This window comes from Kibdelosporangium aridum (assembly GCF_900176515.1).
GTDB classification, from domain to species: domain Bacteria; phylum Actinomycetota; class Actinomycetes; order Mycobacteriales; family Pseudonocardiaceae; genus Kibdelosporangium; species Kibdelosporangium aridum.
Window position 1 is genome coordinate 44,401 of record NZ_FWXV01000019.1, and the last position, 24,775, is coordinate 69,175.

General features: G+C 66.0%; 20 protein-coding genes and 1 tRNA gene. 17 read left to right on the forward strand and 4 right to left on the reverse strand.

Annotated features, from left to right (window positions below; genetic code table 11):
* Positions 1 to 741: 741 nt before the first annotated feature.
* Positions 742 to 1,239, reverse strand: coding sequence for a DUF1707 domain-containing protein (locus B9C43_RS52040; RefSeq protein ID WP_407657185.1), 498 nt, complete (start codon positions 1,237 to 1,239; stop codon positions 742 to 744).
* A gap of 73 nt (positions 1,240 to 1,312) precedes the next feature.
* Here B9C43_RS52040 and xerD point away from each other — a divergent pair, with 73 nt between their 5' ends.
* The 10 genes from xerD (at position 1,313) to B9C43_RS52090 (ending at position 13,050) form a co-directional block, all read left to right on the forward strand.
* Positions 1,313 to 2,212 carry a site-specific tyrosine recombinase XerD gene (gene xerD / locus B9C43_RS52045; protein ID WP_143447212.1) on the forward strand — a complete coding sequence of 300 codons (900 nt, stop codon included), beginning with the start codon at positions 1,313 to 1,315 and terminating at the stop codon, positions 2,210 to 2,212.
* A gap of 38 nt (positions 2,213 to 2,250) precedes the next feature.
* A complete protein-coding gene (locus tag B9C43_RS52050) occupies positions 2,251 to 2,574 on the forward strand; it encodes an ArsR/SmtB family transcription factor (RefSeq protein ID WP_200826096.1) in 324 nt (107 codons plus the stop codon).
* Between the two features lie 96 nt (positions 2,575 to 2,670).
* Positions 2,671 to 3,747: a ParA family protein gene (locus tag B9C43_RS52055; protein ID WP_235039348.1), complete on the forward strand. Its 1,077-nt coding sequence runs from the start codon at positions 2,671 to 2,673 to the stop codon at positions 3,745 to 3,747.
* Positions 3,744 to 4,061 (forward strand): hypothetical protein, encoded by a 318-nt coding sequence (locus tag B9C43_RS52060; RefSeq protein ID WP_033387602.1) that lies wholly within the window; start codon positions 3,744 to 3,746, stop codon positions 4,059 to 4,061. The genes B9C43_RS52055 and B9C43_RS52060 overlap by 4 nt, the downstream gene beginning before the upstream one ends.
* A complete protein-coding gene (locus B9C43_RS52065) occupies positions 4,058 to 4,912 on the forward strand; it encodes a segregation and condensation protein A (protein ID WP_143447213.1) in 855 nt (284 codons plus the stop codon). Before B9C43_RS52060 ends, B9C43_RS52065 begins: the two co-directional genes overlap by 4 nt.
* A complete protein-coding gene (scpB, locus tag B9C43_RS52070; protein WP_407657186.1) occupies positions 4,909 to 6,243 on the forward strand; it encodes an SMC-Scp complex subunit ScpB in 1,335 nt (444 codons plus the stop codon). The genes B9C43_RS52065 and scpB overlap by 4 nt, the downstream gene beginning before the upstream one ends.
* Complete coding sequence (locus B9C43_RS52075; RefSeq protein ID WP_033386246.1) at positions 6,236 to 6,985, forward strand: pseudouridine synthase; 750 nt, start codon at positions 6,236 to 6,238, stop codon at positions 6,983 to 6,985. Before scpB ends, B9C43_RS52075 begins: the two co-directional genes overlap by 8 nt.
* Positions 6,982 to 8,007: a dihydrofolate reductase family protein gene (locus B9C43_RS52080; protein WP_084434638.1), complete on the forward strand. Its 1,026-nt coding sequence runs from the start codon at positions 6,982 to 6,984 to the stop codon at positions 8,005 to 8,007. Before B9C43_RS52075 ends, B9C43_RS52080 begins: the two co-directional genes overlap by 4 nt.
* A 147-nt stretch (positions 8,008 to 8,154) precedes the next feature.
* Complete coding sequence (locus B9C43_RS52085) at positions 8,155 to 9,759, forward strand: glycosyl hydrolase family 18 protein (RefSeq protein ID WP_084434639.1); 1,605 nt, start codon at positions 8,155 to 8,157, stop codon at positions 9,757 to 9,759.
* 123 nt (positions 9,760 to 9,882) lie between these two features.
* Complete coding sequence (locus tag B9C43_RS52090; RefSeq protein ID WP_084434640.1) at positions 9,883 to 13,050, forward strand: NACHT domain-containing protein; 3,168 nt, start codon at positions 9,883 to 9,885, stop codon at positions 13,048 to 13,050.
* A 1-nt stretch (position 13,051) separates the two neighbouring features.
* Here the strand turns inward: B9C43_RS52090 and B9C43_RS52095 are convergent, their stop codons facing one another.
* On the reverse strand, positions 13,052 to 15,784 hold the full coding sequence (locus tag B9C43_RS52095; protein WP_143447214.1) for an AfsR/SARP family transcriptional regulator: 2,733 nt from the start codon (positions 15,782 to 15,784) through the stop codon (positions 13,052 to 13,054).
* A gap of 126 nt (positions 15,785 to 15,910) precedes the next feature.
* Here B9C43_RS52095 and B9C43_RS52100 point away from each other — a divergent pair, with 126 nt between their 5' ends.
* On the forward strand, positions 15,911 to 16,999 hold the full coding sequence (locus tag B9C43_RS52100) for an NAD(P)/FAD-dependent oxidoreductase (protein WP_084434642.1): 1,089 nt from the start codon (positions 15,911 to 15,913) through the stop codon (positions 16,997 to 16,999).
* Here the strand turns inward: B9C43_RS52100 and B9C43_RS52105 are convergent.
* Complete coding sequence (locus tag B9C43_RS52105) at positions 16,966 to 17,451, reverse strand: GNAT family N-acetyltransferase (RefSeq protein WP_051896332.1); 486 nt, start codon at positions 17,449 to 17,451, stop codon at positions 16,966 to 16,968. The genes B9C43_RS52100 and B9C43_RS52105 overlap by 34 nt on opposite strands.
* A gap of 117 nt (positions 17,452 to 17,568) precedes the next feature.
* On the opposite strand from B9C43_RS52105, the gene cmk reads away from it, so the two are divergent.
* The 4 genes from cmk (at position 17,569) to B9C43_RS52125 (ending at position 20,449) form a co-directional block, all read left to right on the forward strand.
* Positions 17,569 to 18,273, forward strand: coding sequence for a (d)CMP kinase (gene cmk / locus B9C43_RS52110; protein WP_033386209.1), 705 nt, complete (start codon positions 17,569 to 17,571; stop codon positions 18,271 to 18,273).
* Positions 18,270 to 18,917, forward strand: a complete 648-nt coding sequence (locus B9C43_RS52115) for a lysophospholipid acyltransferase family protein (protein ID WP_033386206.1) — start codon at positions 18,270 to 18,272, stop codon at positions 18,915 to 18,917. Before cmk ends, B9C43_RS52115 begins: the two co-directional genes overlap by 4 nt.
* A complete protein-coding gene (gene der, locus B9C43_RS52120) occupies positions 18,914 to 20,311 on the forward strand; it encodes a ribosome biogenesis GTPase Der (RefSeq protein WP_084434644.1) in 1,398 nt (465 codons plus the stop codon). The genes B9C43_RS52115 and der overlap by 4 nt, the downstream gene beginning before the upstream one ends.
* Positions 20,312 to 20,375: 64 nt before the next feature.
* A tRNA-Pro gene (locus B9C43_RS52125) sits at positions 20,376 to 20,449 on the forward strand.
* Positions 20,450 to 20,687: 238 nt separating this feature from the next.
* Here the strand turns inward: B9C43_RS52125 and B9C43_RS52130 are convergent.
* Entirely contained in the window at positions 20,688 to 21,902 is a 1,215-nt protein-coding gene (locus B9C43_RS52130; RefSeq protein WP_084434645.1) for a tyrosine-type recombinase/integrase, read from the reverse strand.
* Positions 21,903 to 22,340: 438 nt separating this feature from the next.
* Between B9C43_RS52130 and B9C43_RS52135 the strand changes: the two genes are divergently transcribed.
* Together B9C43_RS52135 and B9C43_RS52140 are read left to right on the forward strand one after the other, a co-directional pair.
* A complete protein-coding gene (locus B9C43_RS52135) occupies positions 22,341 to 22,526 on the forward strand; it encodes a hypothetical protein (protein ID WP_084434646.1) in 186 nt (61 codons plus the stop codon).
* Positions 22,527 to 22,629: 103 nt separating this feature from the next.
* Positions 22,630 to 24,771 (forward strand): DEAD/DEAH box helicase, encoded by a 2,142-nt coding sequence (locus B9C43_RS52140; protein WP_084434647.1) that lies wholly within the window; start codon positions 22,630 to 22,632, stop codon positions 24,769 to 24,771.
* Positions 24,772 to 24,775: the final 4 nt, after the last annotated feature.

Below are 24,775 nucleotides of genomic sequence, written 5' to 3' on the forward strand. Positions count from 1 at the left end.
GCCGAACCCGCTGGTGCGAGAGCTGGGGGCGTTGACGGGCAAGGCCGGGATGAAGCTGCCGTTGGTGGAGGAGGTCGCCGCGGACATCTTCATGGGCACGTTCACCACGAAGTGGCGGGAAGCGGCGATCGTCGCGAGCCGCACCATGGCGGGCACGTTGTACGCGAACTACTACGACCTGCCACCCGAATCACAGTGGGCAGCGCAGCAGCGAACCCTGCGCAGGTGGGGCAAGAAGACCTCCCGCGACTTCGCTGACCTGTGCGCCTCGCGTGCCAGGGAAGCAGGTACCGGGCGCGGGGTCGCTGCCAACGGCGCAGTGCTTGAGCAGAGCCAGATCCTGACCACGCACAACCTGGCCGTGCTGGTGGACGGGCTCGGACTGACCGAACAGGTGCGCGAACGTGCCGAGGAGCTGTCAGGCAAGGCGTTCGAGTGGGCGCTGCGCAGGCTCACGCAGCCCACCAGCGACCGGCACGTGGCACTGATCCAGATCAAGCAGGCTGCGTACGCCTGGCGGCAGGCGATCTACCTGCTCAGCTTCGGCGAGCCGAGCGCGCAGAAGGCGATGGCCCGTCGGCTGAGCGAGCGTGTCGGTGACGTGCCGCGGTTCGAGCCCGCGATCCGCGGCTTGTCCGGCGTGATCCACGGGCAGCGGTTCGATGCCGACGGCACGTTCAAGGGCGGCAGGAGATTCTTGGGCTGGGGCCGTCGGCAAGCACTGGCTACTGGACGGCTGAGTCACCAGCGCAGGTCGTGGCCCTGCGCGTCCGTTCCGCCCCTGGCGATCAGGATGATCCCATCGATCAGGCACCAGATCACGCCGACACCAACGAATGACAGCAGCAACTGGGCCACGGCCATTCCGGTGTGGCCGGTGTAGAACCTGCCGATCCCGAACGGCAGCAGGATCTGCAACAAGCCAGCCGCCAGGCGATAACGCTGGCTAGGCGAGTAGGCCGGCTGATTGGGTGGCATGGGCGCCATTGGGTACTGCGGCTGAGGCACTATCGGGTGAGGAACGAGGACCGCCGGGTGCGGTGGCGGAAGATCCGCGAACAACGGCCGCAGGTCGGCGCGGGTCTCGGCTTCGACCGCTTTCGACACGCGCTCGTCGTACTCCGCGACAGGCAGCCTGCCTTTGGCGAAGTGGTCGCCGAGCGCCTGGAGCGCCTGGTCACGCTCCTCGGTGCCGATCCGTAAGAAGTCCGGGTCGTTCACGCTTTTCACCGTACTCACCGGACGTAACGAAACCGGATAGGTCCAACTGGACCGCACCGCATTCGTAGGTGATCAACTGTAAGGTCGGTCCATGTCGGTCGCCGGGGTGATCGCCGGATACCTCGATCATCTCGCGGTCGAGCGTGGCACCGCGCGCAACACGCTCGACAGCTATCGCCGTGACCTCGCCAGATATCAGGAATACCTCGGCGAGACGGACCTCGCCGCGATCACCGAACAGACCGTCGCGGAGTTCCTCGCGGTGTTGCGCGAAGGCGACGACGACCACCCGCCGTTGGCGGCGTCCTCCGCGGCGCGTGCCCTGGTCGCAGTGCGAGGCCTGCACAAATTCGCGGTACGGGAAGGCCTCGTCGAGAACGACCCCGCGCGTGAGGTGAAACCTCCGCAGACCCCACGGCGGTTGCCGAAGGCGTTGCCCCTCGACGACGTGCTCAAATTGCTCGACATCCCTGGCGACGGCCTCGCTCAGCTGCGCGATCGTGCGTTGCTCGAGTTGCTGTACTCGACGGGCGCTCGTATCTCCGAAGCTGTCGGTCTCGACCTCGATGACATCGACACGACCGAGCGAACCGCGTTGCTCGACGGCAAGGGCGGCAAGCAACGGCTCGTGCCAATCGGCCGCCCCGCGCTCGCGGCACTGGACGCGTACCTCGTTCGGGCACGACCCGCCTTGGCCAAGCGCGGCACGCCGGCGGTGTTCCTCAACCAACGCGGTGGACGGCTGTCACGACAGAGCGCGTGGCAGGTCCTGAAGGATTCCGCGGAGCGCAGCGGGATGGACAAAAAAGTTTCCCCACACACACTTCGTCACTCTTTTGCCACACATCTCCTGGAAGGAGGGGCAGACGTTCGGGTGGTTCAGGAACTTCTTGGCCATTCCTCCGTAACCACAACGCAGATCTACACGCTAGTAACGGTGAATACGCTCCGCGAGGTCTACGCGACCGCCCACCCTCGCGCCAGCGGATAATCTGACAGAGGCCGGACAAAACGGAGGTGTTGCGGACGATGTTTGGGGTAGACGAGCCTGCCCATGAGCAGCTCACCCTGACCGACGTACTGCACGCGCTCAGCGACCCAACCCGACTCGCCGTCGTCGCACAGCTTGACCGCGTCGGCGAGATGTCATGCGGCTGCCTCGAGGTCACCGTCGCGAAATCAACGTTGTCCCAGCACCTGCGTGTGCTGCGGGAAGCAGGCGTCACGCACACCAGACCGGACGGCAACCAGCGCTGGTTGTCAGTGCGCCGTGCGGCACTGGACAGCCAGTTCCCGAACCTATTGGACGCCGTGCTGGCCGCGCATGCCCGCGCGGCGGCGTTCGTTTCCTGAACTGCGGATACGGCCCCTTACCGGCGAGGCGCGTTGCCACGTGGGTTGGTCACCCTTAGTCTGCGCCAAGACCGGACGACAAGGAGCTAGGTCGGCATGTCGACATTCGAGTCAGCGGCGCAGCCTTACGGCGTGCCGGGGCACGCCTCGGCACCGCCTTATCCAGCCGCGTCCGCACCAGCGCCATATCCACAGCCCCAACCGTCCCCACCGACTTATCAACCGCAGGAGCGCCCGCCCGTTACTGCCGTTCCGGTCGTGCGCCCCACTGAGGATCCTTTGAGTCTCCCCGCCAAACCCGCTACAGACGCCGAAGAAGACGACCCGTCGACCGGTCCCGATGGATCGATCGGCCCGACGGGGCGGCCGAAACGGCACATTCCCGAACCGGCCATGCTGGAGAAGCACGGTCCGGCGAAGGTACTGGCGATCTGTAACCAAAAGGGTGGCGTCGGCAAGACGACATCGGCGATCAACCTCGGTGCGGCACTGACCGAGTTCGGCCGTCGCGTGCTGCTGGTCGACTTCGACCCGCAGGGTGCGTTGTCGGTCGGCCTCGGCATCCCGCCACACGCGCTGGACCAGACGATCTACAACGTGCTCATCGAGCACGGGCCCAACCTCGACGACGTGGTCATCCGTACCACGGTCGAGGACATGGACCTGCTGCCGAGCAACATCGACCTCTCCGCGGCCGAGGTGCAACTGGTCGCGGAGGTCGGTCGGGAGCACGCGCTGCTGCGCACGCTGCGTCCGGTGATCGACAAGTACGACTACATCCTGGTGGATTGCCAGCCGTCGCTGGGACTACTCACGGTGAACGCCCTGGCGGCAGCCGATGGCGTGCTGATTCCGCTCGAATGCGAGTATTTCAGCATGCGTGGAGCTGCGCTGCTGATGGACACGATTCAGAAGGTCCAGGAGAGGCTGAACCCGAGGCTGGAGATCACCGGCATTCTCGCGACCATGTTCGACCCCCGTACGCTGCACTCACGCGAGGTGATGGCCCGCGTTGTGGAGAGGTTCGGGGATATCGTGTTCGACACCGTGATCAACAGGACCGTGCGCTTCCCGGAGACGACCGTCGCCGGCGAGCCGATCACCCGCTGGGCGCCGCGATCGGCCGGTGCGAAGGCCTACCGCGCGCTTGCTCGCGAGGTGATCGCCAGGTGACCCGCCGCGCCCCTTTGCCGGGTGCGGCCGAGCTCTTCCGTCCGACAACTCCACCAAAGCCGGAGACCCGGCCAAACGTGGTCCGGGGTGGCTCGCCGCGCCAGAAACACGACACGAAGATCACGGTGTACGTGTCCGACGAGGAGCTGCTGGCGCTGGAACACGCCCGCCTGGCGTTGCGCGCCAAGCACGGGCTGGCGGTCGACCGCGGCCGTGTCGTCCGTGAAGCGATCGCCGTGCTGCTGGCGGATCTCGAGGAGTACGGCGAGGAGTCGCTGCTGGTCCGCAGACTCCGCCAGGAAAACGGGCAGTGACGACCGCGTTGGAGACCCCGCCCGAGCCGCCAGCCGACCCGCAGCCTGGGTCGTCGAAGTTCACGGTGAAGCTGTCGAACTTCGAGGGGCCGTTCGACCTGCTGCTGCAGTTGATCTCGCAGCACGAGATGGACGTGACCGAGGTGGCGCTGCACCGGGTGACGGACGACTTCATCGCGTACATCCGGGCATTGGGCAAGGACTTCGACCTCGACGAGACCACGGAGTTCCTGGTGGTCGCCGCGACACTGCTGGACCTGAAAGCGGCCCGCCTGCTGCCCGCCGGCGACGTCGAGGACGAAGAAGACCTGGCGCTGCTGGAAGCCCGCGACCTGCTCTTCGCCCGGCTGTTGCAGTACCGGGCGTACAAGCAGGTGGCGGCGCTGTTCTCGGAGCTCGAAGCGAACGCCTTGCGGCGCTACCCTCGTTCGGTCGCGCTCGAGGAGCGCTACACCTCGCTGTTGCCCGAAGTGATGCTCGGCGTGTCACCGGAGAAGTTCGCGGAGATCGCGGCCGCGGTGTTCCGGCCGAAGCCGCCGCCCACGGTGTCGCTGGCCCACGTCCACGTGCGCGCGGTCTCGGTGAAGGAGACGGCGGGCGTCCTACGGGTGCGGCTGGCCGAAGCAGGGACCCTGACCTTTGCTGAGATGGTCGCGGACTGCGAGCACATCGCGGAGGTGGTCGCCCGGTTCCTCGGCCTGCTCGAGCTGTACCGCGAGGCCGTGGTGTTGTTCGAACAGGACGAGCCGCTCAGCGAACTGCGGGTGAAGTGGACCGGCGGCAGCGTCGAGGAGGCCAGGGCCGCGGCCGAGGCAGCCAAGACCTCCGCCGAGGAGGAGGAATACGGGTGACGACGCCCGAAAACGGACCTGAAGACCCCCGCAAGCCAGCGAACGAGGCCGACGCCGAAGCCGAGGCGACCAACGCGCGCATCGCCGCTCTGGTGGCCTCGTTCGACGAGCGCAGCAAGATGGTGGCAGAAGCCGAGGCTGCCGCGGCCAGCGAAGAGGCGGCCGCCGCTGCTGAAGTGAGTGCCGATGGCGACGGCGCGGATCCAGCCGACGCAGCTGAAGCGAGCCTGGAGGTTGAGGGCTCGGGTCTGGCCGATGCTGGTGAAGCGAGTGCCGATGGCGAAGCCGTGCCGACCCCTGACTCGGGCGCGGCAGCCACTGATGTAGTCGCCGAGGAGCCAGCCGTCGCTGGTGAAGTGAGCCCTGCGACCGAGGCCTCGGATCCGGCTGCGGCCCCCACCGATTCGGCTGCCCTCGACTCGGCGGATGCCGACGCGGATGTGGCCCTTGCAGCGGGTGCTGACCCGTCCGCCGCCTCGGCCACCGAGGCCGAGACACCCGCCGAGCCACACGCCGCCGACTCCGGAGCCCCGCAGCCAGCCGATGCCGGTGCCGCGGATGGCGATGCCACCGAACCAACTGATGCCCCCAACGCCACTGTGAGCGCATCCCAGGAAGGGCAAGCGGCCCCGGATGCCGACCTCCCATCGGCCACCGCCTCGGCTGCGGCTGACGCAGCCGCTCCGGAGGCCGTGTCCGCTGCCGACCTGGCTGCCGCAGTCGACTCTGAAGCCGCCGGCGAAGATGCCAGCGAAGACGCCACCGCCTTCGCCTCCCGCCTTCCGGACCTCACCGAGGACGAAGCCCTCCACTCCGCCCTCGAAGCCCTCCTGCTCGTCGTCGACTCCCCGGCCGAAGTCGAAATGCTCGCCGGCGCCCTGGACGAGCCCGTGAAGCGGATCCGGGCGGCCCTGAAGACCATGGCCGCCCAGTACGCCGAGCAGAACCGGGGCATCGACCTGCGTGACGTGGGCGGCGGCTGGCGGTTCTACACGCGTGACAAGTACGCGCCGTTCGTCGAGAAGCTCCTGCACGACGGCCAGCGCGCGAAGCTCACCCGCGCGGCACTGGAGTCTCTCGCTGTCATCGCCTACCGGCAGCCGGTGACCAGGGCGAGGGTTGCCGCTGTGCGTGGTGTCAACGTCGATGGGGTGATCCGTACCCTGCTCGTGCGCGGTCTGATCGAGGAGACCGGCACGGACAAGGACACGGGTGGCATCCTTTATCGGACGACCGAGTTGTTCCTGGAGCGGTTGGGGCTGTCCTCCCTGGAGGATCTGCCGCCCATCGCCCCCCTGTTGCCCGAAGTGGATGCGATCGACGATGTCTGAAAGTCCGGAAGGTGTCCGGCTGCAAAAGGTGCTCTCCAAGGCGGGAGTGGCGAGCCGGCGCGCGGCCGAGGACCTGATCGCCGAAGGCCGGGTCAGTGTCGACGGCGAGATCGTGCGCGAGTTCGGCCGGAGGGTTGATCCGCGCAACGCCGTGATCCATGTGGACGGTGTCCGGGTTGTGCTCAGCGAGGACCTGGTGTACCTGGCGTTCAACAAGCCGCTGGGCGTGCACACCACGATGACCGACGACCGCGGGCGTCCGTGCGTCGGTGACTGGGTCCACAAGTACGAGCGCAACGCCAACGCGGGCATCTTCCATGTCGGGCGCCTTGACGCCGACACCGAAGGCCTGCTGCTGCTCACCAACGACGGCGACCTCGGCCACCGGCTGACGCACCCGTCCTACGAGGTGCCCAAGACCTACCTCGCCGAAGTGCCTGGTCCGATTCCCAGGGAACTCGGCAAGCAGTTGAAGGACGGTGTCGAACTGGACGACGGGTGGGCGCGCGCGGACGCGTTCAAGCTCGTCGACTCGATGCCGGGCAAGGCAATGGTCGAGATCGTGCTGCACGAAGGCCGTAACCGCATCGTCCGGCGGATGCTGGAGCACGTCGGTCATCCCGTGCAGCGGCTTGTCCGAACGGCGTTCGGGGACATAAGGCTCGGCAATCAGCGCCCGGGCACGATGCGAGCGTTGAACCGCAACGAGATCGGCGCGCTTTACTCCGCAGTGGGCCTGTGAACCGTCCGTACACGATCCTCAGCGCGGCGATGTCGGTCGACGGCTACATCGACGACGCGACGGATGACCGCCTGATCCTGTCTGGTGACGAGGACTGGGATCGGGTGGACGAGTTGCGCGCGAGCGTGGACGCGATCATGGTGGGCGCCAACACAATCCGCCGTGACAACCCGCGGCTCGGGGTCCGTTCGGACGAGCGGCGTGCCGAGCGGGAAGCGCGCGGGCTGCCTGCTAACCCTTTGCGCGTAACGTTCACCGCCTCAGGTTCACTTGACAAAGAGGCGGCGTTCTTCCGTGACGACAACTTCGTCGTGTACGGCCCGCCGGCGGTTCCACTGTCCGTTGTGGTCGAGGACTTGGCGAGGCGTGGCGTGAAAAGGCTGATGGTCGAGGGCGGAAGTGCTGTGCACACGGCATTTCTGACGCAGAACCTGGCCGACGAGATCCAGCTCGCGGTCGCCCCGATCTTCGTCGGCGACAGCCGCGCGCCCCGGTTCGTCCAAGATGGACAGTTCGGGACCGGCCGGATGGTGTTGGGTGACATTCAACGAGTCGGCGACGTCACGGTGATGCAGTTCTTCCCGGACGCCGACCGGTACTGGTTGCGGGTCTGCATCGAGGAATCCCGCAAATGCCCGCCGTCCGAGACGGCGTACCCGGTCGGCGCGGTGATCGTTGCCGCCGACGGCAAGGAGATCGCTCGGGGTTACTCGCGGGAGACTGATCCCAAGGCGCACGCCGAAGAAGAGGCCCTGGCCAAAATCCCGTTCAATGACCCGCGTCTCAAGACCGCGACCATCTACAGCTCGCTGGAACCGTGCAGCACTCGCATGTCAAGGCCGCGCAGTTGTTCACAGTGGATTATCGACGCCGGCATCCCGCGGGTGGTGTTCGCATTGCGTGAGCCGAGCCGGTTCGTGATCGGTGAGGGCTTCGAGGTGCTCGCCACCGCCGGCGTGACGGTCGTGGAAAGACCAGATCTGGCGCCAGAAGTCAAGAACGTGAGTTCTTTGTACCGTTAAGACTGCACGAACTACTCATCCCACGTGAGCTGGGATTTTCGTTCGTTACTCCATTCGGGTAACAGCTTGGTCTAGACCCTTGATCTTCACGTGGTCTGGACCACATCGTTTCTTGCATCGCTCCGCCCCTGCCGTTTGAGGAGACTGATGTTCAAGTTTCGATGGCACCACGCCGCGGCCTTAACGGCCGCCTCCGCCACAGTGGTGTTGGGCCTCGCCGTCGTGCCCGCCGCGGGCGCAGGCGGCGTCTCGGCCACCTTCAGCAAGGGTTCCGACTGGGGAACCGGCTACGAGGGCAAGTACACGATCAAGAACGGCAGCACCAGCGCCCGTACTTCGTGGACGCTGGAGTTCGACCTGCCCGCCGGGCACAGCCTGTCGGGGCTGTGGGACGGCAGCCAGACCACCAGCGGTCAGCACGTCACGGTGAAGAACACCTGGAACGGCACTATCGCCCCAGGTGCCTCGGTCAGCTTCGGCTTCAACGTGAAGTACAGCGGCGCGTACACCGCGCCGACCGGCTGCAAGCTCGACGGCGGCTCGTGTGACGCGTCCGGCCAGCCGCCGACGACCACGCCGCCACCGACCACGACGCCGCCGCCCACCACGACCCCACCGCCGGGCCCGGGTGGCAAGATCAACCTCGGTTACTTCGCACAGTGGACGGTCTACGGCCGCAACTACCACGTGAAGAACATCCACACCAGCGGTTCGGCCGCGAAGCTGACGCACATCAACTACGCGTTCGGCAACGTCCAGAACGGCCAGTGCGTGCTGGGCGACCGCGACCCGGACATCGAGAAGTTCTACGACGCGGCGTCCAGTGTGGACGGTACGCCGGACTCGTGGGACACCGGTGCGCTGCGCGGTAACTTCAACCAGCTGCGCAAGCTGAAGAAGATGTACCCGCACATCAAGGTCCTGTACTCGTTCGGTGGCTGGACCTGGTCCGGCGGCTTCGGCCAGGCGGCGCAGGATCCGGCCGCGTTCGCCGAGTCCTGCTACAAGCACGTCGAGGACCCGCGCTGGGCGGACATCTTCGACGGCATCGACATCGACTGGGAGTACCCGAACGCCTGCGGTCTGACCTGTGACTCCAGCGGCCCGGCCGCTTTCAAGAACGTCGCGCAGGCCCTGCGCAACCGCTTCGGCCAGGACTACCTGGTCACCGCGGCGATCACGGCCGACGGCACCAACGGCGGCAAGATCGACGCAGCCGACTACGGCGGCGCCGCGCAGTACCTCAACTGGTACAACGTGATGACGTACGACTACTTCGGCGCGTTCGCCGCGCAGGGCCCGACCGCACCGCACTCGCCGCTCACGTCGTACCCGGGAATTCCGCAGCAGGGCTTCGACTCCGACACCGCGATCCAGAAGCTGAAGAGCAAGGGCGTCCCAACGAGCAAGCTGTTGCTCGGCATCGGCTTCTACGGCCGCGGCTGGACCGGCGTGACCCAAAGCGCCCCGGGCGGCTCAGCGACCGGACCGGCCCCCTCCTCAGTGGAACCGTCGGGCGGTATCGACGACTACAAGGTCCTCAAGACAAAGTGCCCGGCAACCGGCACGGTCGGCGGGACGGCGTATGCCCACTGCGGCAACGAATGGTGGAGCTACGACACCCCGGCCACCATCGGCGGGAAGATGACGTACACCAAGAACCAAGGTCTCGGCGGCGCGTTCTTCTGGGAACTGTCCGGCGACACGACCAACGGTGAACTCATCACGGCCATGAGCAACGGCCTGAAGTAGAAGGACATTGCGACCCCGGGGGCTGCCTTGCGAGAGCCTCCGGGGTCGCAAACCCAACGCAAACGAATCCCCCGTCAACCGCGATAGAGTCTTTGACTCACATCAGCGGCAGATGGGGGATTCGTGCGTAAGAACCCGGCGCTCACTTACCGCGGCGCGCTCCGCCTCCTCGGCAAATCCGACTCCAAGCTGGTCAACGCCCTGGACACGCTGCTCGGTGGCTTGATCCTAGCCAGCCCGCTGTCGCCGGTCGCGACGCTGTTTCAGATGGTCGATCAGAAAAACGAGGCTATCTCGTTGCTGCGCAAGCTGGTCAGCGGCGTAGCCCAACGAATCTACCCGACCAAGGGTTACGAGCGCTATGAGTTGATCACCGCCGCGCACACGGTGATCGTTACAGCGGCCTTCTTCGACGCCTACCGAGAAACCACCAGGCGGTCCGCGTACGCGAGAGCCAATCTCAGCGAACGGGAAAAGCTGTCGATTGTCACTGACACACCGCCGGCGGATGCTGAAGAAGCTATCGCGTTGCTGGTGTCCTATCAGTTGCCGATGCCTCCGATGGGCGAGGGCCTCTATCAGTCGCAGGTCCTGCGCGGTTATTACCAGAATCTGCTCAGGTCAGTGGACAGGGTAGTCAGAGGCCTCGACACCGGCCAAAGCGGCAGAATGGGCAGGGTCGTCAAGAGGCGGGATACTGGCCGGAGCGACAAGACACACGAAGAAGAGATGAACTCCGTTCGGGACGAAGTAGTGGCCAGAGCGGAAACGAGGTACCAGAGCTACTTCATCGAACTGGCCAATGATGTGCCCGAGTTCTTCGTCTGGGTGACCGTCGCCGGCCTGCGCGGCATCCAGGGCGTACACCAAGAGCTGAGGATGGCGCTGGCTGAGGAGAAGAACTCACTTGGCCGAATCGAGGAAATCCTCACTCGGCTCTCAGTGGCATGGGGCCGGAAACCGGACACCTACCGGCACATCCTGGTACGTGCGAACCGGTCTGTGCTCACCGAAACAGTCATGCCGAACGAAGCACTGGATCAGTTCACCGATATGGCGTTCCCTGCGGTGGAACGCGTTTATCAAAGCCCCCGGTTCCGCGTCGCCGATGCGGCGAAGTCGTCACCCGCGGACGAGAACTGGTGGGCGCTGCAACCCATGCGGTCGAAACTCGACCTCTTCTTCGCGTCCTTCCTTACTTCCCTGAAAAGCGTGTCAGCGCCGTTGCTGTTGCTTGGCCACCCCGGTGCCGGAAAGTCGTTGCTCACCAAGGTGCTCGCGGCCCGGTTGCCGGAAAGTGGGTACATCGCGATCCGGGTGCCGCTACGCCGTGTGGACGCCGACGCGCCGGTCATCGAGCAGATCCAGCAGGCGCTCGACCTGGCTACCAACCGCCGAGTGCACTGGGCCGACCTGGTCGACGAAGGCGATACGACCCGGGTGGTTTTCCTGGACGGTCTGGACGAGCTCTTGCAGGCGTCGTCGCGTGGCCGCGCTTCTTATCTCCAGGACGTCGCGGAATTTCAGCTCCGGGAGGCCGAGCAGGAACGACCGATCGCGTTCGTTGTCACCTCTCGGACAGTGGTGGCCGACCAGGTCCGGATTCCGGCCGACGCGACCTTGATGAAGCTGGAGGAATTCTCCGATGAGCAGATCGCCGACTGGTTGGGTGTCTGGAGTGCCTGCAACCAGGACAACATCGCCGCAGGTGTGATGGGCGAAGTCTCCTTGGATGTCGTGATGAAGCATCGCGGGTTGGCGTGTCAGCCGTTGTTGTTGATGATGTTGGCTGTCTATGCGGCCGATCCGTCGGCGCCGCCACTGGACGCGAAGATGTCCAATGCGGTCTTTTACGCTCGCATCCTCGATGACTTCGTTCGCCGGGAAGTGGCGAAGCGTGATTCCACTGTGGATGTCTCCGATCTGATCGAGGATCAGTTGTGGCGCTTGGGAATCGCCGCGTTCGCCATGTTCAACCGGGATCGCCAGGATGTCAGTGATCACTTGCTCGGGTCAGACATTCTGGCGCTGACCGGCGAAACGCCGTCCGTCCGTCCTGACCGAGTGGGACACGAAACGATCAGCAGGTTCTTCTTCGTTTACACGGCCGAAGCCGACGCACACCGGGAAGAGGCTCACCGGGCGTACGAGTTCCTGCACGCGACCTTCGGCGAATACCTGGTCGCGCACTACAGCGTCAAGGTTCTGCTGGAGGTGGCCGGGAGTGGCAGGAAGACCAGACGGGGTGGGCGCGAGTACGACGACGACTTGCTCTTCGCCTTGCTGTGCAATCAAAGCCTGACCACACGCCAATCGATCGCGGACTTCATCGGCGAGATCTTCGCGCGTATGACCGAACAGGAACAAACGTCGTGCGTGCGCACATTGGACGTGTTGCTGGACAGTTTCCGAAACCGGTCAGACAGCAGTACTTACGAGGGCTACCAGCCGCTGCCTGTCGACGATGTCCGAAAATTGGCTGCCTATTCGGCGAATCTCGTGCTACTCCGAACCCTTCTGGCGCCCGGCTTCGACCCGCCGGACTGGTGGGTGGCCACTGTTTCCCTGTGGCGTGCCGGGCTGGGAACCGGTTGGGAGACGCAGTGCCGTGCGCTGGCACGGGTGGACGGCAGGATAGTCCTGCGGAAGGACGTATTGCAGCCGGGCACGCTTGAGATCGCATTCCACCAGATGTGCGGCGATGTGAAGTCGGCCGCGCTTTACCAATGGGGCTGGACTGTCGCCGACAAGGGGCAAGTGACGAGCACGAATGAGGCATACTCGGACCTCGTCGCCTTCCTTGTCGAGGTTGTCCTCAATCCTGGATCTGACGTGCGCGAAGAGATGCCTTCAGCCATGTGGATGCTGGAAGATGAGCTTTCACCGATGGATATGGACCGCCTGTTCCGTCTCATCGGCCTTTATGTCGCCAAGCGTGCACCTGGCTTGACCTCGGGCACGATCAAGGAGTGGATCAGGCTCGCCCTCGATTGCCGGCAGCCCGGGGTCGACCTCTCTGTGCTTGCTGCGGCGATTGCGGTCCATCCTGAGCTCCTGCTCGACTTGCCCGAGCTCATGGTGCCAGAGCAGTACAACATGGTGGCGTTGTTGATTTTCTTCGCAGCACAGGTTTCGACGCACCAACCTGGCAATGACGCGTTGCGTGCGCTTCGCGATGCTGTCGCGGCGCGCCACAGTCATGTGGACTTTAACAATCAGCGTGTTCTGTTGATCCTGCTCAGGAGGATGCTCCACATTTCGTGGACACCGCCTGACACCACGAACCCTTAGGTCATTCGATGTCTAGGATCTTGCGAACGTCATCAGCCTCGGGCACGCCCAACTCCTTGTACAGAGCCAAAGCCTTCTCCCACTGGGCTCTTGCCGCGTTCTCGTCGCCAAGGTCGTGGTGGGCTTGCCCGAGCCCGTTGTACGCCCGGGCAAGCTCCGAACGCAACCCGGTCTCCTCGCTGAGCTGCAAAGCCTCCTGGTGCAAAGCCAGAGCCTCGGCCGGATCCGAAGCACCCCGAGCCGCCTCGCCCAGACTGTTCAGCACCTCGATCTCGAACGTCCGGTTCGACCACTTCCGTGCGATCTCCAACGCCTGTGTCAGGTACTCGCGTGCCTCGTCATACCGCTCAAGCTGAGTAAAGGTCCGCCCGAGGTTGTCCAGCGCATGCCCTTGCAGGTAAGGAAGTTCGTCCCGCGCGATCGCCAAGGCCCGCTTGTAGTGGTGGATCGCTGCCTCGTGATCGCCAAGCCCGGCCAGCTCGATGCCGAGATTGTCCAAAGCGAACACTTCCAGGACCCCGGTTCCGGTCTCCCGTCCGATCTCCGCGGCTTGCCGGTAGTACGACATCGCCTTCTGACGCCGGCTGAACCACGAATGCGCCACGCCGATGCTGTTCAAAGCATGGCCTTCCAGTTGCCGTGCCCCGGTTTCACGGAAGATCCGCAACGCTTGTTCGTGGTGTTCAACGGCTTCCGTGTAACGTCCGAGCCGCTCAAGGCACATTCCCAAGTTGCACAAAGCTTGTCCTTCAAGCACACGTTCACCGGACTCGCGTGCCGCCGAGACAGCGCGCGTGTGCAGCGTCAGAGCCTCGTCGTGGTGGCCGCGGATATACAAGAACCGCCAGAGGATCGCCGACAACAGCGACGTGAACCTTCCGTCCCGCACTGCCAACAGGTTCGTCCGCTCCGATTCCAGCCATGCGGCGGCTTCCTCATATCTGGTCAACGTCGGAATCGGGGTGTCCGAGGACGGGACCGTCGCACGCCGGTGCCGTTCCTGAGGCGCGATCAAGTCCATCGCCACCGACGCGGCGTGCAGGTAGTAGTCGTACAGCTGGCCCAGCGCCGACGTGTCCTTCGCCAGTTGCGCCGCGTACGCCCTGAGCAGGTCGTGCATCCGGTATCGGCCGGGACTTGGTTGCTGCAGCAGGTGGACGTCCAGCAAGCCTTCCAGCAACCGGTCAGCCTCTGGCAGAGAGATATCGCCGAGTGCCGCCGCGGCGTGCACGTCGAAGTCCGGACCTGGGATCAGGCCGAGCAAGCGGAACAGCCGCTGGTGCGGTGAGTCGAGATGCTCGTACGACAGGCTGAACGCGGTCGCCACGCTACGGTCTTCGGCGTGCAATTCGGCCAATTGCCGTTGGTCCCGCAGGCGTCCTGCCAGGTGGGCGACCATCCAGCGAGACCTGTGCCGTAATCGGGCCGCCGCGAGCCGGATCGCCAGCGGGAGATACCCGCACAACCGCAGGACCTCCTCCACCGCGCCCGGTTCGGCGATCTGCCGTTCTTCGCCGATGATCCGGCCGAAGAGTTCCTTCGCGTCCCGCGGTGGCAGGACGTCCAGCGACAACACGCGCGCGTCGTCCAGGCCTGCCAGCCGCTGCCTGCTCGTGATCAGCACCAGGCATTCCGGCGTTCCCGGAAGCAGCGGCCGGACTTGTGCCGTGTCGGCCACGTTGTCCAGCACGATCAGCATTCGGCGTCCGGCCAGGCGCGATCGCCATAACGTCGCTCGTTCGTCGACGTCGTCGGGGATCGCGGAGACGCCGATCGCCCGCAGCACTTTGTCGAGCGCGGCGGCGGGGGAGAGCGGTGCGCTACCAGGCGTGTACGCGTGCAAGTCGAGGAACAGCTGGCCGTCCGGGTACTGCGGCGCGAGTTGATGCGCAAGCCGTACCGCCAACGCTGTTTTGCCGATGCCTGCCATGCCGTCGATCGCTGCGACACCGTCGGCATTCGTCAGCAGATAACGCAGTTCCGTGGTTCTGCCGGTGAACTGGGTGACGTCCCTCGGCAACTCGAACCGAGCTGCGGGCGTCGCGCTGTTGGTGAGGATCTGCTGACGGGTCCTGGTCAGCTCCGGGCTCGGGTCGATGCCCAGTTGCGCGGCCAGCGCGCGACGGGTTTCGTCGTACACCGCGAGCGCGCCGGACTGCCTGCCGGATTGGTGCAGCGCCAGCATGAGCTGGCCGGCAAGCCGTTCGTCCAATGGGAATTCCGCGGCCCGCGCGGTCAGCTGGGGGATCCGGTCGACGCTCAGTTCCAGGTCGTTGCGGTCCAGTTCGGCCGCGAGCCGTTCCCGGTTGAGAGTTTCCCGCACGTCCGCGAGCCACGGCGTGTCCAGACCGGCGAATGGCTCGCCACGCCACAAAGCCAGCGCTTGGTCGAACAACCGCACGTCACCGGTGTCCCGTGCTTCGGCGGCCAGGCGGCGGAACCGGTGCAGGTCCACCAGATCGGGATCCACGCTCAGCACGTAACCGCCGGACCGGCGCACGATGTCCACGTCCGGCAAGATCTGCCGCAGCCGGGAAAGGTAGCTGTAGAGCGAGTCACGGGCTCTGGTCGGCGGGCGTTCGCCCCACACCCGGTCGAGGAGCTGGTCGACCTGCACCACCTGGTCGGCCTCGACGAGTAACGTGACCAACACGCATCGTTGCCTGGCATGCCCGAGATCGACCAGCTGACCGCCCTGCTGCGCCTCGATCTCGCCGAGAAGCCTGAACTCCACCACGCGTATGGTCGCCTATTCAAGGTCTGTTCAAGGTTTCTCCATGATGGCACGGACAGCCGCGCGGCACTGGGGAATTGGGCGTGCGAGTGGCCCGCCGCCGCGTGGTGCGGTTAGCTGGTCGGCATGCGCGTGATCGTGGTCGGTGGCGGCATTGTCGGTGCTGTGGCGGCGTATCGGCTGGTTGCCGAGGGTGCGGAGGTCCTGCTCGTGGACGCGGGACACGAAGGCCAGGCAACGGCGGCGGGCGCGGGCATCGTGTGGCCGTGGCCGATCGGCGAGCCTTCGCTGGGCACTGCGGACTTCTGGTGGGCCGCGGCGGCGCAGTACCCGGTTCTGTTGAACCAGTTGGCCTCCGACGGCGAACCGGAGCCGGGTTACGCGCAGGTCGGCGGAATCACCATCACCGACGACGAGAGCGGCCTGCCCGAAGCGGCCACGATGATCCGCGCCATCCAGGAACGCGACTCGTCCGTCGGCGAGTTCGAAGTGCTGCCCACCGGGGAACCCGCACGGCGTTTTCCCGTTCTGCGCCAAGATCTCGCTGGTCTGTACGTCAGCGGAGTCGGGCGTGTCGACGGTCGCGCGATGCGGGATTCGTTGCTACGTGCGGCCGAACGGCGTGGCGCGCGCCAGATTCGTGGCGAGGCCAAGCTTGTCCGTGCACTGTCCCGGGTGACCGGTGTCGAGGTCGGTGGTGAGGTGATCGGCGCGCACGCTGTCGTTGTGGCAGCGGGTGCTTGGACGGCCACGCTGTGTGAGGAGATCGGTGTCGAGGTCGCGGTCGAGCCGCAGCGCGGCCAGATCGCGCACCTCCGTCTGTCCGGAGTGGACACTTCGGAGTGGCCGGTGATCCGCTCGATGAGCGATCACTACCTCGTGGCGTTCCCTGGCGGGAAAGTCGTGGTCGGGGCGACGCGGGAGACCGGATCCGGGTTCGGCTTCCGGCAGACCGCCGGCGGCGTGCACAAGGTCTTGTCGGACGCCCTCGGTGTGGCGCCGGGACTTTCCGACGCCACGATCGAGGAGATCCGGATCGGCTTCCGGCCGTTGAGCACCAGCGGCCGTCCGGAGATCTCGTCGCCGGCTGACGGCCTGGTCATCGCGACCGGGCTGGGTCCTAGCGGGCTCACTTTGGCTCCGTTGACCGGGACCATCGCCGCCGAACTGGCGCTTGGTCGTCAGAGTTCCTTGGCCAGCAGCGAGACCAGGTAGGTCCCGCCCTTGGTGCGTTGCTGGCCGACCTCGACGAACCCGATCCGCTTGTGGAACCGCAGGCTGCCGGGGTTCGGCGGCTCCAGGTTGACCTCGCACAGCACGCGCGGGGCGTCGTGTTCCTTGGCGTACTCGCTGACGATGTCGTAGAGCTTGACGCCGATGCCGCGATTGCGTGCCTCTTCGCCGACCACAATCCGGTCAACGTAGATGAACCGGTCGTAACGCTCGCTGAAGAAGCGGTAGTTCTCGCTGGCGTAGTCCACGCCCGGCGGCAGCGTGAGCACGAAGCCGAGCACGGTGTCGCCGTCCTTGAGTGCCACGGTCAGCTCGGACATCTCGATCAACGCGGCGAGTTCGGCCTCGGTGGCCTCGTTCACGTTGGGCACCGCGGCGTTGTTCATCGCCAGGATCATCCCGGCGTCGGTCGGCTTGAGCATCACGCTTTCCATGGCGCGATCTTGGCACATGGGTGATTGCAAACGTTTGCAGGCGTCCTGACCGGCTCGCGCTCACAGCGGCCAGGCAGAATAGACGGTTGGAACGGTTTTCGAGGAAAGGGCGACGGGGTGGCACTGGGTGATTTGCGTGGGGTTATCGCGCTCGACGGCCCCTCCGGCACCGGCAAGTCCACCGTGGCGCGGCGGCTGGCCAGCACTCTGCGGTCCGGCTACCTGGACACGGGTGCGATGTACCGGGCGGTGACGCTCGCGGTGCTGCGTACCGGCGGTGACCCGGCCGAGGTCGCCCGCACCGCGCGGGTGGAGATCGGGACCGACCCGGTCAGCCCGACGGTGTTGCTGGACGGTGCCGACGTCGCCGCCGAGATCCGTGGCCCCGAGGTCACGCTGGCCGTGTCCGAGGTGTCGGCCGTGCCCGAGGTCCGGCGGATTCTCGTCGAGCAGCAGCGCGCGATCATCGCCTCGATCGTGAACACGCAGGGCGGAATCGTCGTCGAGGGGCGTGACATCGGCACAGTCGTCGCACCGGACGCCGAACTGAAGGTGTACCTCACCGCGTCGGCCGACGCGCGTGCCCAGCGCCGTACCCGCCAGGACGCTGCCGCAGGGCGTACCGCGACCGTCGAGGCGACGCTCGCAGATGTGCAGCGACGTGACGACTATGACTCCTCGCGCGCGGTGTCCCCGCTGCGCAGGGCCGACGACGCGGTCGAGCTGGACACGACCGAGCTGGACCTGCCCGGCGTGCTGACGTCCCTGTTGGCCATTGTGGACAGCCGAGGGCTGCGCACCGGCCAGGCGGTGAGTCCGTGAGCAAGGCCTCTGACCTGCCCGAGGACGCGATCCCGTGGTTGCACGAAGTGGGCAGGGTGATCGGCCGGTACCTGTACCGTCCCGCGTTCCGGTTCCGGGTGCACCACATGGACCGCATCCCGATGGACGGTCCTGTGGTGCTCGTGGCCAATCACAGCTCGATGATCGAGCCGCAGGTGCTGTTCGGAATACTGCCGCGACGGTCGGTGTTCCTGGTCAAAGGTGAGCTTTTCAAGGGGATAGCGGGCCACGGCCTGCGGGCGATCGGGCAGTTGGCCATCCGCAGGGGAGAACCGGACCGCAAACCGCTGCTGGCCGCCGTGCGCGTGTTGCGCGGTGGTGGTCTGATTGGCGTGTTCCCCGAGGGAACCCGTGGTGAAGGTGACGTGCTGAACGCTGAGCAGGGCGCCGCATGGCTGGTACGCCAGTCCGGTGCGACCGTGCAGCCGGTGGCCGTGCGCGGAACCCGCCGGCCCGAGGGATCGGGCAGGCGCTTGCGGCCGGTGGTGGACGTGCTGGTCGGCAAGCCCTTCGAGCTGACCGTGGGACCTGGCCGTTCCGGGCTTGCCGCCGGAACCGAACAGATCAGGACCGCATTGGCGGACCTGGTCGGTGAACTGGATCGAATGCGAGACTTGCGATGACTGAGCTGGACGGTACCTGGGTTGATGAGTCCGATTGGGACATCAGCCCTGGCGCCGATGATGAAGCCGAGGGTGCGGCGTCACAGCCGGTGCTGGCGGTGGTGGGCAGGCCGAACGTCGGCAAGTCGACGCTGGTGAACCGGATCCTGGGGCGCCGCGAAGCCGTGGTGCAGGACGTGCCAGGCGTGACGCGCGACCGCGTGGCGTACGACGCGTTGTGGAACGGCCGGAAATTCACGGTCCTGGACACCGGAGGCTGGGAGCCGGACGCGGCAGGACTGCAGAAAGCCGTTGCGGCCCAAGCGGAATACGCGATGTCCACAGCGGACGCGATCCTGCTCGTCGTCGACGCGTCGGTGGGCGCGACGGCAACGGAAGAAGCGGCGGCCCGCATCCTCCGGCGTTCGAAGCGCCCGGTGATAGTCGTAGCGAACAAAGTGGACGACGACAGGCTGTACGCGGACGCGATGGCCCTGTGGAACCTGGGTCTCGGCGAACCGTTCCCGGTGAGCGCATTGCACGGCCGAAACTCCGGAGACCTGCTCGACAAGATCCTCGAGGTGCTGCCGGAAACGCCGCGAGACGACTTCAACAGGGTAGGCGGACCCCGCCGAGTGGCCCTGGTGGGCAAGCCGAACGTAGGAAAGTCGTCCTTGCTGAACAAACTGACCGGCGAAGACCGCGCGGTGGTCGACTCGGTAGCGGGGACAACGGTGGATCCAGTGGACTCCATGGTGACCCTCGACAACGAGGTCTGGCGCTTCGTAGACACCGCGGGCCTGCGCAAACGCGTGAACACCGCAAGCGGCGCGGAGTACTACGCCTCCCTGCGGACAAAGGCAGCGATCGACGCGGCCGAAGTCGCGATTGTGTTGCTGGACGCCTCGACCCCGATCAGCGAGCAGGACCTCCGAGTCCTGACAATGGTGGTGGAATCCGGCCGAGCCTGCGTGATCGCAATGAACAAGTGGGACCTGGTCGACGAAGACCGCAGGCACCAGCTAGTGCGTGAACTCGAACGAGGCCTCGTCCGCATCCCCTGGGCAGAACGCGTGAACATCTCGGCCCTAACAGGCCGATCAGTCCACAAACTAGCGCCCCACCTAAGGACAGCGCTGAAGTCATGGGACACCCGCGTCCCAACGGGACAACTGAACTCCTGGCTGAGCGACCTGATCGCGGCAACACCCCCGCCAGTGCGCGGAGGCAAACAACCCAAGGTCCTCTTCGCAACCCAAGCCCAAGCCCGCCCACCGACACTGGTGCTGTTCACCACCGGCTTCCTGGAAGCAAGCTACCGCAGGTTCATCGAACGCAAGTTCCGCGAAGAGTTCGGCTTCGTCGGTAGCCCCGTGAGGCTGTCGGTGCGGGTCCGCGAGAAGCGCAAGAAGTAACCCGGTGTAAGCCGCCCGGGGGCGTACGCTAAGCTTCTCCTCGCACCGGGCAACCGGATGCGACCGGGACGTGGCGCAGTTTGGTAGCGCACTTGACTGGGGGTCAAGGGGTCGCAGGTTCAAATCCTGTCGTCCCGACGGTCGCAACAAGCCCGCTGACTCTGGGTGAACATCCAGGTCAGCGGGCCTTTTTCGTTGCGCGGGTTGATCTTGTGTGATCGTTGTCGTGGTAGGTGTTGATCGAATATGGGGTGAATATGGGGCACGGTGCCCCATATTCGATGTTGGTGTTGTGGCCTGTATCTGGTATTTGCGCTGGTCAGGGGAACCGTGTGGCTCGTGTGGTGGGGGTGCTCCTTGAGGGTGCTTGCGGGGTTCAGGGTGTGGTGAGGTGTCGTCGGATGTAGCCAGTGCGGGGTGTGACGGGCGGCGGTATCGGTTGCTGGGCGAGGGTGTGTCGGGCGTCGAGCCAGGCGTGTTTGAGCGCTGTCTGGATGTGGGTTTCGATCTGGTCGGCGATGTGGCTGTAGACCTCGGTGATGCGGTTGTCGAGGCGGTGGCCGAGTCTGCGTGCTTGGGCGATTTCGGGGATGCCGGCGGCGATGAGCCAGGTTTTGTGGCTGTGTCGCAGTTCGTGGAAGGTGAGTCCGGGGCGGATGGGGGATAGGCGGACGGTGGGGTGCGGTTGATCGTCGTTGCCGTCGAAGGCGGGGTTGAACACGCGGGTGCGCCAGGTGTGGCGCCAGAGGAAGCTGCCGGTGTCGCTGGCGAACACGGCGGGGTGGTCGTGGCTGGCGAGGTGGTGTTTGAGCAGGACAGCGAGAAATGCGGGCAGGGTGATAGTGCGCGCGCTGGCGGGTGTTTTGGGCGGCCCGAGCCACTGCCGGTGAGCGGTTTCTTTGAGCGCTCCGGTGTCGGGGTCGATGACGATGGTCCGGTCGTCAGCGTGGGTGTTGTGGCGTTGGAGGGCGGCGAGTTCGCCCCATCGGCATCCGGTCCACGCGGCGGTGATGATGAGCAGGGCGCTGGTCCGGTTATGGAAGAGCTCCGCCTGTCGCGCGCCGCGGAGGACTTCTTCGGGTGTGGCCCAGAGCATTTCGTGGTGGATGCGGAACGCGCGAGTGCCGCGGTTGCGGTGTGGGTGGATGGGGTTGGCGGGGATGAGGCCGTCTTCGACGGCGTCGCCGAGGATGCGGCGGAACAGGCTGACGATGCCCACGATGGTGGAGTGCTGGTAGCCGGCGATGTGCAGGTCGGCGGTCCAGGTGGTGATGTTGCTGGCGCGCAGTTCGCCAAGTGGGATGTGGCCGAAGCGGGGGGTGATGTGGGTGTGGATGAGGTAGTGGTAGTTCTCGAGGGTGGTGTCGTCGAGGGTGAGGGTGGTCCACCAGCGTGGTAGCCACTGGTCGACGGTGGTGTGTCCAAAGGTGGGGTCGTAGAAGGTGCCGCGATGTTGGTCGACCTCGATCTCCTGCGCGCGGGTATGCGCGGCTGTTGGGCTGATGAAGCCACCTTCGGAGGTAACGGTGCCGTCAGCGTGGCGGTAGCGGACTCGCCAATGTTGACCGCTGGTGTGTTCGACCCATGCCATGACCGACCTCCCGCCCACGAAACTCAGGCGAGGCACACGGGTCGAATTCCATGTCCGAGGGACCGATCGGGGCCGTCGTGCGCTCGGCCTGCTTCCAGTGTGTGCCTTCTGGGCGGCGAACGCGATCCGAGACCTTGTGCGCTGGTGCTCGTGGGAGAGGTGGCTTGCATAGAGCACAGCTGTGCCGCTTGACCTGCAGCGATGAGTTTTCGAGCGGCACAGCCACGTTTGCTGCGCTGTGGGCGAAGGCCCATGGGATCAGCGATGGCCTTCGCGGTGCGCGCCCGGTGGCCAAGGACATCTTGCGCGACCCGAACTGGTTCGTGCTCGGCGCCGTGTCGAGGTGCACGGCGACGGTGGTGACCCGGACTGCAAGGAGTACCGGTTCTCCAGCTTCGCGAACGAACTGTCGTCCGCTGACGTCGGTCGCGAAGTGCCATGACCGCTTACCAGACCAGGAGCGGGAAGCCCACGACGACCTTCTATCCCTCGAAGCAGTTGGCGCAGAACGATCTCGGCATGCTGCTCGGGTTCTTCGGCTCGGCGGTGCTTGCCATCGGCGGGCCGATCGCAGTGTGGCCGCGCCGCCGGAAGTCACTGGACGGCGCTCCGCTCAACACCTAGGTTCGCCACGCCGTCGGCGGCACGGCCGACTGCGTCGCGTGCTCCTACCACCGACGACAGGTCTGGTTTCGGTACTCTCGAACCGCCTGACGGAAGGACACGGGTGGACGACTCGGCAAAGGTCGGTAGGCATGCTCGCGCGGTGCTGGCCGCCGCCAAGGCGTTCCGCGCCGAGGCAGCAGGGGTGCGCGCGGAACCGGATCGGCTGCTCGCGCTCGCCGCCGCGAAGTACCAGGAGGTCCGGGACTCGCTGGTGGCCGACCAGCTCCGGGACATGCCGGTGGACAAGCTCCGGGACACGAAGGCGAACCTGCGGCTGAGCACGCTGAAGGCCGCCGGGTACCGGACCGTCGCCGACGTCGCCAAGGCGCGCCCGGAACAGCTCGATAGTGTGCCCGGAGTGGGCAGGCAGTCCGCCGAGCAGATCGTGCGGGTCGCCCGCGCCGTCGTCGATGGCGTCGCGCGCGACACGACGGTCCGGCTGAACCCCGACCGTGCTGACCGTGCCCAGACCGAGCTGCTGCAGCTGCTGTCCAAGCTGCGCAGGGCGAACCAGCTCGTCGGTCCGCTGCGCGAGCCGCTCGGAGACGTGCTGGGCAGGGTCGACGCCGATGTGCGCGCCGCATCCCGTGCCTGGAGCCGGGTGCGGATGTTCTTCTCGTCGCGGAAGAACCGGCAGGCCGCCATCGATTCGCTCGGCCGGCTCGAGGCCCTGCTGGCCAGTCGCGATGTGGCGGCGTTGCGCGCGGTGGGCACGCAGCTGCGCGTGCCGGACCTGGATCACCGTGCGCTGCGGCGCGACTACGAGCTCGACGCGGCCGCCTACAACACGCTCCTCGCCGACCTCGCTGGTGCGGACGCGATGCCGGATCGCAGTGCCGCCAAGGGTTTCGTCCCGGCCGACATCGAGCACGAGGTCGACGCGACCACACTGGACACCAGCCTGCTGAAGGTGTCGCTGCGCGGATACCAGGTGTTCGGAGCCAAGTTCGCGCTGGCCCGCAAACGCGTCATCATCGGCGATGAGATGGGACTGGGCAAGACGATCGAGGCCATCGCGGTGATGGCCAGCCTCGCCGCCGGTGGGCGGCGTGGGTTCCTGGTGGTCTGCCCGGCGAGCGTCGTCGTCAACTGGGTCAACGAGATCGCCAGGCACAGCGACCTCGTGCCGCACCGGATGCACGGCGCGGGCCGCGACGGCGCGGTCGGCAAGTGGTTGGCGCAGGGCGGCGTCGGCGTGACGACGTTCGGCACGTTGCCGAAACTGGTGCTGCCGAAGAGGTTCCGCGCGGCGCTGGTCGTGGTCGACGAGGCGCATTACGTGAAGAACCCGGACACGCAGCGCTCACAGGCGGTCAACACGATCGTGCGGCGCGCGGAGCGGGCAGTGCTCCTCACCGGCACGCCGATGGAGAACCGCGTCGAGGAGTTCCGCAACCTGGTCGCCTATCTCCAGCCGGGCGTCGCGGCCCGCACGGGCGCCACCGACGCCGTGGTGGGAGCGAAGGCCTTCCGCCGCGTTGTCGCACCGGTGTACCTGCGGCGCAACCAGGAGGACGTGCTGGGGGAGTTGCCGGAGCTGCTGGAGATGGAGGACTGGGTCGAGTTCGGCAAGCAGGACCGAGGTGCGTACCTCGACGCGGTGCGCGAGGGGAACCTGATGGCGATGCGCCGCGCCGCCTACGCGCCGGGCACGCCACGCGGCTCGGCGAAGCTGGAGCGGCTGCTGGAGATCATCGAGGAGTCGAGGGACAACGGCTGGAAGGTCGTGGTGTTCTCGTACTTTCACGACGTGCTGGACGCGGTCGCGAACCACCTCGAAGTCTTCGGTCCCCTGACCGGCGCGACGTCGGCGCAGGGCCGTCAGCAACTGGTGGACGCGTTCACCGCGTGCGAGGACCACGCGGTGCTGGTGGCCCAGATCGAGGCGGGCGGCGTGGGCCTCAACATTCAGGCCGCGTCCGTGGTGATCATCGCCGAGCCGCAGTGGAAACCGAGCACGGAGGACCAGGCGATCGCCCGTTGTCACCGGATGGGCCAGGTCCGCAAGGTCCACGTGCACCGGTTGCTGGTCAAGGACAGCGTGGACGCACGGGTGCAGGAGATCCGCGACCACAAGACCCTGCTGTTCGACCACTACGCGCGCGAAAGCGACACAAAGCACTCGCACGCGAGCGCACTGGACTCAGCGGTGTCGGTGGAGCAGCGAGTGGTGCAGGCCGAGCAGCAGCGCCTTGGTCTCTAGGATC

Excerpts from the sequence above, each read along its gene's own strand:
- xerD (WP_143447212.1), top strand. The coding sequence starts at position 1,313 with ATGTCGGTCGCCGGGGTGATCGCCGGATACCTCGATCATCTCGCGGTC.
- B9C43_RS52050 (WP_200826096.1), top strand. The coding sequence starts at position 2,251 with ATGTTTGGGGTAGACGAGCCTGCCCATGAGCAGCTCACCCTGACCGAC.
- B9C43_RS52055 (WP_235039348.1), top strand. The coding sequence starts at position 2,671 with ATGTCGACATTCGAGTCAGCGGCGCAGCCTTACGGCGTGCCGGGGCAC.
- B9C43_RS52075 (WP_033386246.1), top strand. The coding sequence starts at position 6,236 with ATGTCTGAAAGTCCGGAAGGTGTCCGGCTGCAAAAGGTGCTCTCCAAG.
- B9C43_RS52085 (WP_084434639.1), top strand. The coding sequence starts at position 8,155 with ATGTTCAAGTTTCGATGGCACCACGCCGCGGCCTTAACGGCCGCCTCC.
- B9C43_RS52100 (WP_084434642.1), top strand. The coding sequence starts at position 15,911 with ATGCGCGTGATCGTGGTCGGTGGCGGCATTGTCGGTGCTGTGGCGGCG.
- B9C43_RS52105 (WP_051896332.1), bottom strand. The coding sequence starts at position 17,451 with ATGGAAAGCGTGATGCTCAAGCCGACCGACGCCGGGATGATCCTGGCG.
- der (WP_084434644.1), top strand. The coding sequence starts at position 18,914 with ATGACTGAGCTGGACGGTACCTGGGTTGATGAGTCCGATTGGGACATC.
- B9C43_RS52130 (WP_084434645.1), bottom strand. The coding sequence starts at position 21,902 with ATGGCATGGGTCGAACACACCAGCGGTCAACATTGGCGAGTCCGCTAC.
- B9C43_RS52135 (WP_084434646.1), top strand. The coding sequence starts at position 22,341 with ATGACCGCTTACCAGACCAGGAGCGGGAAGCCCACGACGACCTTCTAT.